The 14787-nt window shown below is 49.3% G+C and carries 9 protein-coding genes; 6 read left to right on the forward strand and 3 right to left on the reverse strand.

Annotated features, from left to right (window positions below; all coding sequences use genetic code 11):
- Nucleotides 1-219: 219 nt before the first annotated feature.
- Together gndA and LPA26_RS13355 are read right to left on the reverse strand one after the other, a co-directional pair.
- Nucleotides 220-1734, reverse strand: a complete 1515-nt coding sequence (gene gndA / locus LPA26_RS13350) for an NADP-dependent phosphogluconate dehydrogenase (protein ID WP_055828887.1) — start codon at nucleotides 1732-1734, stop codon at nucleotides 220-222.
- A gap of 142 nt (nucleotides 1735-1876) precedes the next feature.
- Nucleotides 1877-2617 carry a dienelactone hydrolase family protein gene (locus LPA26_RS13355; RefSeq protein ID WP_055828890.1) on the reverse strand — a complete coding sequence of 247 codons (741 nt, stop codon included), beginning with the start codon at nucleotides 2615-2617 and terminating at the stop codon, nucleotides 1877-1879.
- A gap of 150 nt (nucleotides 2618-2767) precedes the next feature.
- Here LPA26_RS13355 and LPA26_RS13360 point away from each other — a divergent pair, with 150 nt between their 5' ends.
- From LPA26_RS13360 to hemE, 5 genes are all read left to right on the forward strand, one after another.
- Nucleotides 2768-3784 carry a serine protease gene (locus LPA26_RS13360; RefSeq protein ID WP_229008713.1) on the forward strand — a complete coding sequence of 339 codons (1017 nt, stop codon included), beginning with the start codon at nucleotides 2768-2770 and terminating at the stop codon, nucleotides 3782-3784.
- A 71-nt stretch (nucleotides 3785-3855) separates the two neighbouring features.
- Nucleotides 3856-5136, forward strand: coding sequence for a glutamate-1-semialdehyde 2,1-aminomutase (gene hemL, locus LPA26_RS13365; protein WP_229008714.1), 1281 nt, complete (start codon nucleotides 3856-3858; stop codon nucleotides 5134-5136).
- 411 nt (nucleotides 5137-5547) lie between these two features.
- Nucleotides 5548-10218 (forward strand): glutamate synthase large subunit, encoded by a 4671-nt coding sequence (gene gltB / locus LPA26_RS13370; protein WP_229008759.1) that lies wholly within the window; start codon nucleotides 5548-5550, stop codon nucleotides 10216-10218.
- An 87-nt stretch (nucleotides 10219-10305) separates the two neighbouring features.
- Complete coding sequence (locus LPA26_RS13375) at nucleotides 10306-11733, forward strand: glutamate synthase subunit beta (protein WP_229008715.1); 1428 nt, start codon at nucleotides 10306-10308, stop codon at nucleotides 11731-11733.
- A gap of 201 nt (nucleotides 11734-11934) precedes the next feature.
- Nucleotides 11935-12999, forward strand: coding sequence for a uroporphyrinogen decarboxylase (gene hemE, locus LPA26_RS13380; RefSeq protein ID WP_229008716.1), 1065 nt, complete (start codon nucleotides 11935-11937; stop codon nucleotides 12997-12999).
- Between the two features lie 73 nt (nucleotides 13000-13072).
- On the opposite strand, the gene LPA26_RS13385 is transcribed toward hemE, so the two are convergent.
- Entirely contained in the window at nucleotides 13073-13669 is a 597-nt protein-coding gene (locus LPA26_RS13385; RefSeq protein WP_229008717.1) for a cytochrome b, read from the reverse strand.
- 91 nt (nucleotides 13670-13760) lie between these two features.
- On the opposite strand from LPA26_RS13385, the gene LPA26_RS13390 reads away from it, so the two are divergent.
- On the forward strand, nucleotides 13761-14690 hold the full coding sequence (locus LPA26_RS13390; protein ID WP_229008718.1) for a quinoprotein relay system zinc metallohydrolase 2: 930 nt from the start codon (nucleotides 13761-13763) through the stop codon (nucleotides 14688-14690).
- Nucleotides 14691-14787 lie beyond the last annotated feature (97 nt).

The raw sequence follows: 14787 nt of genomic DNA on the forward strand, positions 1-14787 counted from the left end.
CACGCTCGACCGTGACCCAGGGTGGGTCAACGTTTTATCTGTGCCATGCGAAAATTGATTAACGAAATAAATGATTGATTAGTGCAGTTGCAATATTCATTTTTCTGCTGCTAACAGATAAAGACAAAAAAGATGGCATCTAGCCATCTTTTTATTTTCTGCCTGACCAACGCACAGATGCCAAAGCGGCATCCACACATCAGATTTAATTACCAGAAATTACTCAATCACCAATTCAGGACGACCTTGTTCCGGCCAGTCCAGATGGAAGAATTGACCGCGTGGATGATCTTTACGCTCATAGGTATGTGCGCCGAAGAAGTCACGCTGGCCTTGTAACAGGTTAGCAGGCAAGTCAGCACTTCTGTAGCCATCGTAATAGGCCAACGCCGCAGCAAACCCTTGTGCAGGAATACCATTGGTCACTGCCAGTGCAATCACCTTACGCCAGCCTGCCTGGCCTTCATTCATTGCATTCGTGAAGTATGGGTCCAGCATTAGGTTTTTCAGGCGTGAATTCAATGCATAGGCATCGGTAATTTTTTGCAGGAAGCGCGCGCGGATAATACAACCACCACGCCAGATTTGCGCGATTTCACCAAAGTTGAGTTTCCAGTTGTAAGCCACTTGTGCTTTATCAATCAGTTGGAAACCCTGCGCGTAAGCGCAAATTTTGGAGCAATACAATGCATTCTTAATCGCTTCAATAATCGCTGGCTTGTCAGTTTCCTTAACAATCTCCGGACCTTTCAGAATGCGGCTCGCTTCCACACGCTCTTCTTTGAGGCTGGATAATGCCCGCGCATACACAGCAGCGGCAATCGCGTTTGCAGGTGCGCCCAGTTCCAAGGCGTTGGCAGCTGTCCATTGACCGGTACCTTTCTGGCCCGCAGTATCCAGGATATTATCGACCAGGAAGCCTTTACCCCCCGGATCTCTCTGTTGCAGGATATCTGCCGTGATTTCAATCAGGAAGCTGGACAACTCGCCCTTGTTCCATTCCGCAAATACCTTACCGATTTCATCTGCTGGCATACCCAGCAGGTTTTTCATCAACCAGTAGGCTTCGCAGATCAATTGCATATCGATGTATTCGATACCGTTGTGCACCATTTTAACGTAGTGACCGGCACCGTCAGGGCCAATATATTCCGCACAGGAGAAACCGCCTTCTACAGGCTTGCCTGGCTCGCCACCTTCCATAGGTGTGCCAGTCACCGGGTCTACCTTCGCGGCGATATCACGCCAGATTGGCTCCAGGCTGGACCAAGCCTTGCGTGTGCCGGATGGCATCAATGAAGGACCGAAACGGGCACCGGTTTCACCGCCTGAAACACCTGAACCAATGAACTCAATGCCTTTAGCGGCCAGCTCTTTTTCGCGGCGGATAGTGTCTGTCCACAAAGCATTACCGCCATCAATAATAATGTCACCCTGCTCCAGGAAAGGCAATAAAGCATTGATAGTCACATCGGTGGCGCTACCGGCTTTTACCAGTAACACAATTTTGCGTGGACGTTTGATACTTAACACGAAAGAAGCCAGATCAGCGTGGCCGACTACGCGTTCATGCGATGGCTCCTTGGCCTTGCACTCTTCAATAAAATTCAGCATTTTTTTCGGGTCGCGGTTGTATACCGCGATGGTGTAACCGTGATCGGCAATGTTCAGGGCCAGGTTTTGGCCCATCACTGCGAGGCCCACCAGGCCGATGTCAGCATTTTTTGTGGTCATATCAGTCTCTTAAATTTTTGATTTGGTTTAAAAAAAAGCACAGGCTTTTGGCCTGTGCTTGGACTTCAAAGTGCAATTGAACGTTCAATGCTTGCTGAAAAACCAATCTTAACAACAGTCATTTATCGCTCAACCCAATTACTTATTTTAATGCGTTGCCCAACAAGTGCAGAGCCAGCTGATAACCGATGCCAGCCACCTGCGCATCATATCTTTCACCCTCATCGCGCATAAAGGCATGTTGCCCGTTGACTTCATGCCAGGTGTAATTCAAACCTGGGATATTAGCGAAGCGGTTGTATAACTCAGCACGCTTATCGCCAGGAATGTGTGGATCCTGTTTACCCCAGATCATCAGCAATTCGCCTTTAATCTCGTTCACCCGCTCCATGCTGTGCTGGCCAGGTTTATTAGGAATAAGGTTGGTATGTAAATCGGTCGCGTAGAAGCAAGCGGTGGCTTTTACTTCTGGCTGCAACGCAGCACGGAATGCCAGATGACCACCGATACAGAAACCGGCTGCGCCCAGCTTACCGCTATACCATGGCTGTGCATTGAGAAACTCAATCATGGCGCGGTTATCAGTGTCGTAAGCCTGCACATCTTTGGCAAACTTATCTGCATTACCCTTATCGCGACCGGCATCGTCATAGCCAAGCACAGTACCAATCGGGTTCAGCTCATGAAACACTTCCGGCACTAACACCGCATAGCCATGGCTGGCCAAGAAGCGTGCTGCACGTTCGATTGGGCCGGTTTGCTGGAAAATTTCCGAGTAAAACAAAACCGCAGGCACTTTACCATCCTGCTTTGGACGATGCACATAGGTGCGCATCACCCCGGTCGGCGTGTCCAAATCAACGATTTCGCTTGTAATCAGCATAACTATCCTTCAACAATCAAAAATATCGGCTATTCTAGCGCTGTTTCGCTGGCTTTTCACTGTATTAATGGCTAGTCGCAGATTTTTTTGCATTTTTCGCTTTAAATTAAGTCTCATCATTACCTAGCAAAACAGTCACAAGGAGTTGGCATGCGCACTCTGTTTCAAGGCTTTATCGCACTTACATTGTTATGGTCTATAGATGTTGCGTTTGCAGAGCCAGATCGTGAACTGGTGTACAAGTTAAAAGCATCCATTGTAAAAGTGCATGTGATCACACAAACAGGAGGTCATGGCGTTGGCACTGGCGTGGTGGTCGCTAAAGACACAGTCGCCACCAATTGCCATGTACTGGCAAACAGTAACGGCATCAGCATTTCAAAATTCGGCGAGAGTATTAGTCCGGTTGGCATGGTGGCAGATTGGCCGCATGATGCGTGTTTGCTTAAGTTCCAATATCTGGAACTGGCACCAGTCAAACTGGCCTCGGCTGACTCACTAAATTATGGAGATGATGTCTTCACCATAGGTTTTCCCGGCGGACCACCTAAACCACAAACCATCGCCGGCAAAGTACGTGCGCTTTATCCTTATGATGGTGGCACCATAGTGCGCTCAGATGCCGCATTCATCATGGGTTCCAGCGGTAGCCCGACTTTCAACCAGGCCGGTGAACTGGTCTCACTGAGTACTTTTAAAAGCCCGGGCAAACACGCGTATTTCTACAGCATTCCGGTCGAGTGGGTACAAGCCCTGATGCAGAAGGATAGTGTGTCTACGCCTGCTCCCGATGGCACGCCTTTCTGGGATTTACCACCGCTTGAGCGCCCTTACTGGATGCAAGTGGTGCAACCCTACCAAAACAGTGACTGGAAAGAACTGGAAGCCATTTCACGCGTCTGGTTCAGCCAGCAGCCCAACTCGGCGGAGGCGGCTTTTTACCTGGCAAGCGCGCTACACGGGCAAGGGCAACTCGATGCTGCCCAGCAAGCTTATCAGCAATCCGTTGCACTACAACCCGTCCATATTGATGCCTGGATAGGTTTAGCTATCCTCGCCCAGCAGAAGCAGCAAACTCAGGTATTAGCTGATGCCGAAAATCACATCCGGCAACTGGATGCGCAGGCATTTGCCGATTTGCAGCAGCGCTTGCAAGAGAATCGCTAGTTCCACATCTGCCATCAGGCAACATGCCTCTGATAGAATAACGTTTTTGACGTTTTGATATCCTCAGGCTTATGACTTCTCGCAATCAGCAACTGTTCGAACAATCCCAAAAACTGATCCCGGGCGGCGTAAACTCGCCAGTCCGCGCTTTCCGCAGTGTTGGTGGGACGCCGATTTTCTTTAAAAAGGGCGTGGGTTCCAGATTATGGGATGCCGATGGCAAGGAATATATCGATTACATCAACTCATGGGGACCCATGATTCTCGGCCACGCACATCCTGAAGTGGTGGCAGCCGTGCAACAAGCCGCCGCTAACAGCCTGAGCTTTGGCGCCCCAACCGGCCTTGAGCTGGAAATGGCCGAACTGATTAATAAGTTAGTGCCAAGCATGGAACAAGTACGACTGGTCAGCAGCGGTACTGAAGCCACCATGAGCGCCATCCGCGTAGCGCGCGGTTTTACCAAACGCAATAAAATCATCAAGTTTGAAGGTTGTTACCACGGTCACGCCGATGCTTTACTAGTAAAAGCTGGTTCCGGCTTGCTGACCTTTGGCGAACCAAGCTCAGCTGGCGTGCCTGCCGAAGTTGCGGCGCACACGCTGACGCTGGATTACAACAACACGCAAATGCTAAAAGACACTTTTGCCAGCATTGGCGATGAAATTGCCTGTGTAATCCTGGAACCTGTGGTTGGCAATATGAACCTGATTGTGCCGCATCAGGAATTCTTGCAAACGCTACGCGACCTGTGTACTCAGCATGGCACGGTACTGATTTTTGATGAAGTAATGACTGGCTTCCGTGTGGCACTTGGTGGTGCGCAGGCTTTGTATAACATCACGCCGGATATGACCACATTAGGCAAAGTGATTGGCGGCGGCTTGCCTGTAGGCGCTTTTGGCGGTCGCAAAGATATCATGAGCGTACTGGCACCGTTAGGCCCGGTTTACCAGGCAGGCACATTGTCAGGCAACCCGGTAGCTGTCAGCGCAGGCTTGACCACCTTGAAACTGGTGCAGGCACCCGGCTTTTATGAAAAACTGACTGCGCAAACTGCCAAGCTGATGGAAGGCTTCAAAGCTGCAGCGAAAAAAGCGGGTATTACTTTCAACGCACAAAATGTAGGCGGTATGTTTGGACTCTATTTCAGCGAAAACAACCCAACCAGTTTCGCCGAAATCATGCAATCAGATAAAAATGCATTTAATAAATTTTTCCATAGCATGCTGGATAGCGGCATTTATCTGGGGCCTTCAGCCTTCGAAGCTGGCTTTGTCTCTGCAGCACATACTGATCAGGATATTGCTGAAACAATCGTCGCCGCAGAAAAAGCTTTTGCGGCTTTGTAATCGCTCTTAGTCTAATCAAATTGAAGTAATTAAATAGTTTTTCAAAAATATTGATAGCCCCGCTTCAATGGCGGGGCTAAACATATCTAGCGCCTGAGTGTGTTTAAAGTCTTCCCAAATGATTGAGTAGGTATGCTGCAAATGATTTTAACTAGCGGAAAGGAAGAAGTTAAGTCTTCATAAATTTTAAGAAGTACGATCAATTTCTCGACTGTTCATAACCATTTATTTTGAATATTTGACTGAATTTTCATACACACAACCCAACAAATGAAAATCATTCTCAACTACCAATTAAAAATGCAGGCCTGCGTTATTTAACGCAGGCTAAACGATTGAAATTGCTAAACTTTAACGGTATCATTGAAGGTTCCTCCAAATGTTTTGTAAGTGAAGAATCTGGCAATGGATATGCAGCCCGACAACAACCTGATGAGTGCTTCTCAAGATTCCGTAACCGCCCTGGATAACCAGCTAGGTTTAGCCCCGCAATCGCAGGGTTTATATGACAGACGTCATGAGAAAGATAGCTGTGGCGTGGGCTTTGTTGCCCACATTAAAGGCCAAAAGAGCCATGACATTGTCGCCAAAGGTTTGCAGCTCCTCGACAACCTGACCCACCGCGGTGCAACGGGCTATGACCCGAAACTGGGTGATGGTGCCGGTTTGTTGATGCAAATGCCAGATACCTTTATGCGTGAAGAAGCTACCAAACTGGGCATGACTTTGCCGGTAGCTGGTCAATACGCAGTGGGCCAGGCATTTTTGCCACAAAATGCAGATAACCGTGCTAAATGCGAAGCCATTTTTGCGCAGATTATTGCCGAAGAAAATCAAACATTATTAGGCTGGCGAGATGTGCCAGTCGACAACAGCAATATTGCTGATGCAGCGCGCGCTGTTGAGCCGATGATGCGCCAGGTATTTATTGCCAGCACAGTGGCTGACAATAATGCTTTTGAGCGCAAATGTTTTGTGATCCGTAAACGTATCGAGCATGCCATTCGCGCGCTTGCGTTACAGGATAACGCTCAGTTCTACATGCCTTCCTTTTCTTCGCGGACAATTGTCTACAAAGGCATGTTGCTCGCGAACGAGGTAGGCGTCTATTACAAAGACCTGAAAGACGCTCGCGTTGTGTCAGCGCTAGCATTGGTACACCAACGCTTCTCTACCAACACTTTCCCCGCCTGGGACCTGGCACATCCATTCCGCATGATTGCGCACAATGGCGAAATCAATACCGTGCAGGGCAACGTCAACTGGATGACTGCACGTCATGAAACGATTAAATCTGTTGTGCTTGGTGAAGACCTGGAAAAACTGTGGCCATTGATTGTTGAAGGCCAGTCTGACTCAGCCTGCTTCGATAACTGTCTGGAATTGCTGGTGGCCGGCGGGTACAGCCTCCCACACGCGATGATGATGCTGATTCCGGAAGCCTGGAACAACAATCCGCTAATGGATGAAGACCGTCGTGCATTCTACGAATACCACGCCAACATCATGGAGCCATGGGATGGCCCGGCCGCGGTTGCATTTACCGATGGCAAAATGATTGGTGCAACTTTGGACCGTAATGGTCTGCGCCCTGCACGTTACCTGGTGACTGAAGATGACATCGTCATGATGGCGTCTGAAATGGGTGTAATCACTTTCCCGCAAGAAAAAATCGTCAAAAAATGGCGCCTGCAACCAGGAAAAATGTTGTTGATCGACATGGAGCAAGGCCGCATTATCGATGACGAAGAAGTCAAAAAAGAACTGGCACAAGCCAAACCTTACCGCCAGTGGATTGAACAAACCCGTTTCCACGTGACTGAATTGCCTAACGTAGGCTCCGGTGAAGTCACCTTGCAAGCCAGCCTGCTGGATACACAGCAAGCGTTTGGCTATTCACAGGAAGACCTCAAATTTGTTCTGCAGCCAATGCTGGACAACGGTGAAGAAGGTGCTGGCTCCATGGGTAACGATGCGGCTTTGCCGGTGTTATCCAACAAGGCCAAAACTTTATACAACTACTTCAAGCAGTTGTTTGCACAAGTGACCAACCCGCCAATTGACCCGATTCGTGAAGAATTGGTGATGTCACTGGTCACCTTTATTGGCCCTAAGCCTAACCTGCTGGCCGTGGATGAAACTAACCCGCCATTGCGTCTGGAAGGTAGCCAGCCCGTATTGAGTTTAGATGGCCTGGAAAAACTGAAACAAATTGATACTTTAACCAAAGGCCAGTTCAAATCCATCGTGTTGGACCTGACATACGATGCGGCCTTGGGTAAAGATGGCATGAAACAAGCGCTGGACACGCTGCATGACCAGGCTGAAAAAGCGGTACATGATGGTTACAACATATTGATCCTGTCAGACCGCACGGTATCAGCTACGCGCGTTGCAATTCCTGCATTACTGGCCTGTTCGGCAACACATGAATTCCTGGTGAAAGCTGGTTTGCGTACCAGCACTGGCCTTGTAATTGATACCGGTTCTGCACGTGAAGTGCATCACTTTGCCTTATTAGCCGGTTACGGTGCTGAAGCCGTCTGCCCATGGCTGGTATATGAAACCATGAAGAGCATGACCGGCGATGCGGAAAAAGCTGGCAAAAACTTTGTGAAAGCAATTGGCAAAGGCTTGTATAAAGTCATGTCCAAAATGGGTATTTCTACCTATCAGTCTTATTGCGGCGCGCAGATTTTTGAAGCGATTGGTTTGAACAGCCAGTTCGTGAATGACTACTTCACCGGCACAGTCAGCCAGATCGAAGGTATAGGCCTGGAGCAAGTAGCTGAAGAAACCATGCGCATGCATGACCAGGCATTTGGCAATGACCCCACCTTATCTAACTCACTAGAAGCGGGTGGCGAATATGCCTTCCGCGTGCGTGGTGAAGAGCACTTGTGGACTCCGCAATCTATCAGCAAACTGCAAAGCGCTACCCGTACCGGCCAGTACGACACCTATAAAGAATATGCAGCGCTTATCAATGACCAAAGCCGCCGTCATATGACACTGCGTGGCCTGTTCGAGATCAAACCGGCTGCGGCAGCGATTCCGCTTGAGCAAGTTGAATCTGCGAAAGAGATTGTTAAACGCTTCGCTACCGGCGCGATGTCACTGGGCTCTATCTCTACAGAAGCACATGCGACTTTGGCAGTAGCGATGAACCGCATTGGCGGTAAATCCAACACTGGCGAAGGTGGTGAAGACGTTAAACGCTTTATCCCGGTGCAAATCGATTCCAGCATTGCCAAAGTATTGGGCAGCGAATTGATTGAGGCCGATGTGCCACTGAAAGCCGGCGATTCAATGCGTTCACGCATCAAGCAAGTGGCTTCCGGCCGCTTCGGTGTGACGGCTGAATACCTGAGCAGCGCTGACCAGATCCAGATCAAGATGGCGCAAGGTGCCAAGCCTGGCGAAGGAGGCCAGTTACCTGGTCACAAAGTTTCCCCATACATTGCGAAACTGCGTTTCTCGGTGCCTGGCGTAGGTTTAATTTCACCGCCACCGCACCATGATATTTATTCAATTGAAGATTTGGCTCAGCTGATTCATGACCTGAAAAATGCGAATCCACAAGCCTCAATTTCGGTGAAACTGGTATCAGAAACCGGGATTGGTACCGTGGCAGCGGGTGTGGCAAAAGCCAAATCTGACCATATTGTGGTCGCTGGCCATGACGGTGGTACTGGTGCATCCCCATTATCTTCAGTTAAGCATGCTGGTACACCTTGGGAGCTCGGTCTGGCTGAAACACAGCAGACTTTAGTTTTGAACCAGTTGCGTGGCCGTGTCGTACTGCAAGTCGATGGCCAGATGAAAACTGGCCGTGACGTGTTGATTGGTGCCTTGCTGGGTGCGGATGAGTTTGGTTTTGCCACCGCGCCACTGGTGGTTGAAGGCTGTATCATGATGCGCAAGTGTCATTTGAATACCTGCCCGGTTGGCGTAGCGACACAAGACCCTGAATTGCGCAAGAAATTCACCGGCCAGCCAGAACACGTGGTGAACTACTTCTTCTTTGTAGCTGAAGAGTTGCGTGAGTTGATGGCAAGTATTGGTATTGCCAAGTTTGAAGACCTGATTGGCCGCGCTGACTTGCTGGATATGAAAGCCGGTATCGAGCACTGGAAAATCAATGGCCTGGATTTCAGCAAAATTTTCCATCTGCCAGACATGCCAGCCAGCGTATCGCGTAAAAACAATGACATTCAAGACCATGGCATTGCCAAGGCGCTTGATAATCAACTGATTGCCCTGTCGCAAGCGGCCCTGGAAAAAGGTGAAAAAGTCATCCTGGACCTGCCGATCATGAATACCAACCGTACTGCCGGCACCATGCTGTCGCATGAAGTTGCACGCCGTTACGGTAATGATGGCCTGCCACATGACACCATCCACGTTAACTTTACCGGTACGTCAGGCCAGAGCTTTGCCGCTTTCCTGGCTAAGGGCATCACCTTTGAGTTGACTGGTGAAGGCAATGACTACGTTGGTAAAGGTCTGTGTGGTGGTCGCATCATTATCAAACCACCAACCACCTTCCGTGGCCTGTCTTACGAAAACATCATTGTCGGTAACACTGTGATGTATGGTGCAACCACCGGCGAAAGCTTCCTGAGTGGTGTGGCTGGCGAACGCTTCGGTGTACGCAACTCAGGCGCTACTGCGGTTATTGAAGGCGTAGGCAACCACGGTTGTGAATACATGACCGGCGGTACTGTGGTGGTGCTGGGTCAAACCGGCCAGAACTTTGCTGCGGGAATGAGCGGTGGTATTGCTTATATTTACGATGTCGACGGCCAATTCTCCAAGCGCTGCAATATGAGCATGGTATCACTGGAAAAAGTCGAAGCCGCTGAAGCCGATGTTGGTAAAGTACAGCATCTGGGTCAGCCTGATGAAGTGATTCTGAAAGGCCTGATTGAGCAGCATGCAGCCTTGACAGGTAGTCCGCGTGCCAAAGACATCCTTGCAGACTGGCCGGCTGAACGCGCAAAATTCGTCAAGGTGTTCCCGAACGAATATAAACGCGTGCTGACCGAAATGGCTGCGGCCTCTGCCAAACAAGCCGCTTAATCGTTGTTGTTATTGAATGCCCCGCGTCTGCGCGGGGTTTTGTTAAGGTTGTGCCAGACTGGCACAATAGGGAAGAGATAATTTCACATGGGTAAAGTCACAGGTTTTATGGAGTTTGACCGACTGGCAGAAGACAATCTGCCGGTTCCGCAACGCGTCAAAAACTACAAAGAGTTTGTTCTGCATTTGACAGACGACCAGGCCAAGCAACAGGGTGCTCGTTGTATGGATTGTGGCATTCCGTTCTGTACTACCGGTTGCCCGGTCAACAATATTATTCCTGACTGGAATGACCTGGTCTATCACCAGGACTGGCGTAATGCGATTGATGTATTGCATTCCACCAATAACTTCCCGGACTTTACCGGCCGTATCTGCCCTGCCCCTTGCGAAGCGGCTTGTACGCTCAATATCAATAATGACCCCGTCGGCATTAAATCGATTGAACACGCGATTATCGATAAAGCCTGGGAAAACGGCTGGGTCACCCCAGAAATTAATCCGAACAAAACCGGTAAAAAAGTTGCCGTGGTTGGTTCAGGCCCGGCAGGCCTGGCTGCAGCACAACAGCTCGCACGCGCCGGTCATAACGTGACGGTATACGAGAAGAATGACCGTATCGGTGGCCTGCTGCGTTATGGCATCCCTGATTTCAAACTGGATAAATCCAATATTGACCGCCGTATTACCCAGATGGAAGCCGAAGGCGTAACCTTCAAGGTGAATCAATACGTAGGTGAAAACGTCAGCGCCGCTGACCTCGAGCGTGATTACGACGCAGTAGTATTGGCCGGTGGTGCAGAGTTACCACGTGACCTGCCGGTCACTGGTCGCGAACTGGATGGCGTACATTTTGCAATGGATTTCCTGACACCAAATAACAAAATGGTGGCAGGTGACAACGTGCCTGACCAGATCAAAGCCACTGGTAAACACGTGGTGGTCATTGGTGGTGGTGATACCGGTTCTGACTGTGTTGGTACATCCAACCGCCATGGCGCAGCTAGCATTACGCAATTTGAATTAATGCCGCAACCGCCGGAAAAAGAAAACAAACTCATGGTATGGCCAAACTGGCCACTGAAAATGCGTACTTCCAGCTCTCACGAAGAAGGCGCTGACCGTGACTGGTCTATCACTACCAAAGAGCTGATCGGCGAGAATGGCAAACTGACCGCACTCAAAGGTGCACGCGTGGAATGGAAAGACGGCAAAATGACTGAAATTCCAGGCTCTGAATTCACTATCAAAGCTGACCTGGTATTTTTGGCAATGGGTTTTGTTTCCCCTATCCAGAAAGTACTGGATGCATTCGGTGTGGAAAAAGACAACCGCGGCAATGCCAAAGCGACTACCGATGGCGAAGGCTGCTACAAAACCAGCAAAGCCAAAGTGTTTGCCGCCGGTGATATCCGTCGTGGGCAATCACTGGTGGTATGGGCAATTCGTGAAGGTCGCCAGTGTGCACGTGAAGTGGATGCTTTTCTGATGGGAAGCTCAACCCTGCCACGTTAATTGTGACATAAGTCATTCAACGCCGATGGGTTAAACTCATCGGCGTTTTTATTTGTGCCAGCGCAAAAAAACAACATTCTTTCAGGTGAAAACTGACTGTGCACTTTATAATGCTATTTTGATTTTTTAACGGTTCAATCACTCACCAGCCAGGCCCGAAAGCTTGCTGTGTTAAATGTGGACCGGGACCTTGTGATCTATATGAGCCAACTGCAAAACGATACCTTTTTACGCGCACTGCTGCGCCAGCCAACCGACTATACACCGGTATGGATGATGCGTCAGGCAGGCCGCTATTTACCTGAGTATCGTGAAAGCCGTAAAACGGCAGGCAGCTTTATGCAGTTGTGCCAAAGCCCGTCGTTTGCCACTGAAGTCACCTTGCAGCCACTGGATCGCTACCCGCAACTGGATGCCGCAATTTTGTTCAGTGACATCCTGACTGTGCCGGATGCCATGGGCCTGGGTCTTTATTTTGAAGAGGGTGAAGGCCCGAAATTTGAGCGTACCTTGCAGGCTGAGGCCGATATCCTCAAGCTTGAAATTCCGGATATGTCTAAACTGCAATATGTGTTTGATGCCGTGAGCAGTATCCGCAAGGCACTGAATGGCCGTGTGCCACTGATTGGTTTTTCCGGCAGCCCGTGGACACTGGCGACCTATATGGTGGAAGGCAAAGGCGGTACGGACTTTTTAAATACCAAGAAAATGGGCTATGCCAGGCCGGAACTGCTGCACCGCATTCTGGAGATTACTGCGCAGACAGTCATCCAGTACCTGAATGCACAGATTGCCGCTGGCGCACAGGCAGTCATGATTTTTGATTCCTGGGGCGGCGCGCTGTCACACAACGCCTATACTGAATTTTCACTCAACTATATGCAGAAAATTGTCGCCGGCCTGACCAAAACTGCCGAAGGCCGACAAGTACCTTGTATTGTTTTTACCAAAGGTGGGGGCTTGTGGCTGGAAGCCCAGGCAGCCATTGGTGCAGATGCCCTTGGCCTGGATTGGAGTATGGATGTAGGCAATGCCCGCCAGCGGGTTGGCAACAAAGTCGCACTGCAAGGCAATATGGACCCGGCGATTTTATTGAGTTCACCAGCAGCGATTGAAAAAGAAGTAGCTAGCATCCTGGCCAGTTACGGTCACGGCAATGGCCATGTATTCAACCTTGGCCACGGCATCACGCAATGGACCCCGCCTGAACATGCAGCCTGTATGCTTGAAACTGTGCGCAAGCTGAGTCCGCAATATCATCAGTAAACTGTTAGATTAAAAAACAATATAAAAAATCCCGCTACGCAATGAGCGGGATTTTTTTATGCTGTGCAGATGATTATTTGAGCGTCATACGCGACAGGGTTTTATCTTTATCAATAAAGTAATGCTTGAGTGCGCCGACAATATGCAGGGCAATCACAGCGAGCAAGATCGTCGCAAACAACTCGTGTGAGTCTTTGAAAATATCGCGTAAATCTGCATTATCCAGTCCACCAAAGACTTCCAGCCCAAACCACTTCAATCCATATTTGCTATAGAGGGTCATTAACACACCACTCAACGGCATTGCCACCATCAGCACATACAGGAAGTGATGTGCGGCAGTCGCCAGTTTACGTTCGAAAGTCGGATAGCTGCTCAGCATGGCAGGTGGCGTATGGCTAACGCGCCAGAACACGCGGAATATCACCAGCCACAACAAAGTGAAGCCTAGTGATTTGTGCAAATTGAAATACAGGGTGCGGGCACTGCCCGGCTCATCCATCTGCCAGGTATAGATACCCCAGCCAAATAAATCGAATTGCGTTTCTTTAGGGCCATCTTTCGGTAGCCCGGTCATATACCATCCCAGTGCAAACATCCCGGCGATGGCCAAAGCAATCAGCCAATGCAAAATAACGGCAACTTTGGTATATCGTTGCGTAGAACTCATGTCTTCTCCTTGAAATCCCTTGTGACAACGATCACTTTGTCATCACGAATGTATTGATTATGATGTATGAAACATTCATGGGTGAGTCAGCATGTTATCAAAAATAAAGCTATCGTGTGTTGGTGTTACATTCGGGTTTGTAACGTTTTGTAGTCATGTGTGGGCAGACACCTTTGAATTAAAAAAAGTCGCTGAAGGGATTTATGTACATCACGGCCAGCATCAGGATATTGACGATGGCTACAAGGGAGATATCTGTAACTTGGGCGTCATTATCGGCAACCAGTCGATTGCCGTGATTGACAGTGGTGGTAGCAAACACACCGGCGAGCAATTGCTGCAAGCTATCCGCAATATCAGCAAGTTGCCGATAAAATATGTGATCAATACCCATGTGCACCCAGACCATACTTACGGTAATGCTGCTTTTCAGGGAGAGCCTGTCCACTTCGTCGGCCATGAAAAACTGGCCAACACCATGTTGCTACGCAAAGAGCAGTACGAAAAACTTAATGCCAACCTGCTGGGCGAGGCAGGCAAAGCCAGCACCACGATTCCTCCCGATACCGCTGTGCATGACCAATTATCACTGAATTTAGGCGACCGCGTATTACAACTGAAATCGCAAACGGTCGCGCATACGCATACCGACCTGACCGTGCTGGATAGCAAAACCAATACCTTGTTCACCGGCGACCTGGTATTTGCGCAACGTACACCAGTGGTTGAAGGTGATATCAAAGGCCTGATCGCCGTACTGGAGAAAATCAATCAGACTCGATACGCACTGATTGTGCCAGGTCATGGCTTAGAAAGCCCTGACCAGAAAACGATTATTGGTGATGAATTGCGTTACCTCAACCTGTTGTTAGCCGACGTCCGCGCCAGCATCAAAAAAGGTATCAGCATGGAGCAAACCATGGACACTGCTGCCGAATCTGAACGCCAAAAATGGCTATTGTTTGATATTGCCAACCGCCGTAATGTGAATGTGATTTACCCGCAGCTCGAATGGGAGTAAGGCATTACCTGATAACAAGAGATATTCACTTACCTTTAAAACCCTGCAAAATTTGCAGGGTTTTTCTATTTTGAGTCTGTCGTTTCTGCAAATCATG

Source organism: Methylophilus sp. Leaf408 (assembly GCF_916856905.1).
Taxonomy (GTDB): domain Bacteria; phylum Pseudomonadota; class Gammaproteobacteria; order Burkholderiales; family Methylophilaceae; genus Methylophilus.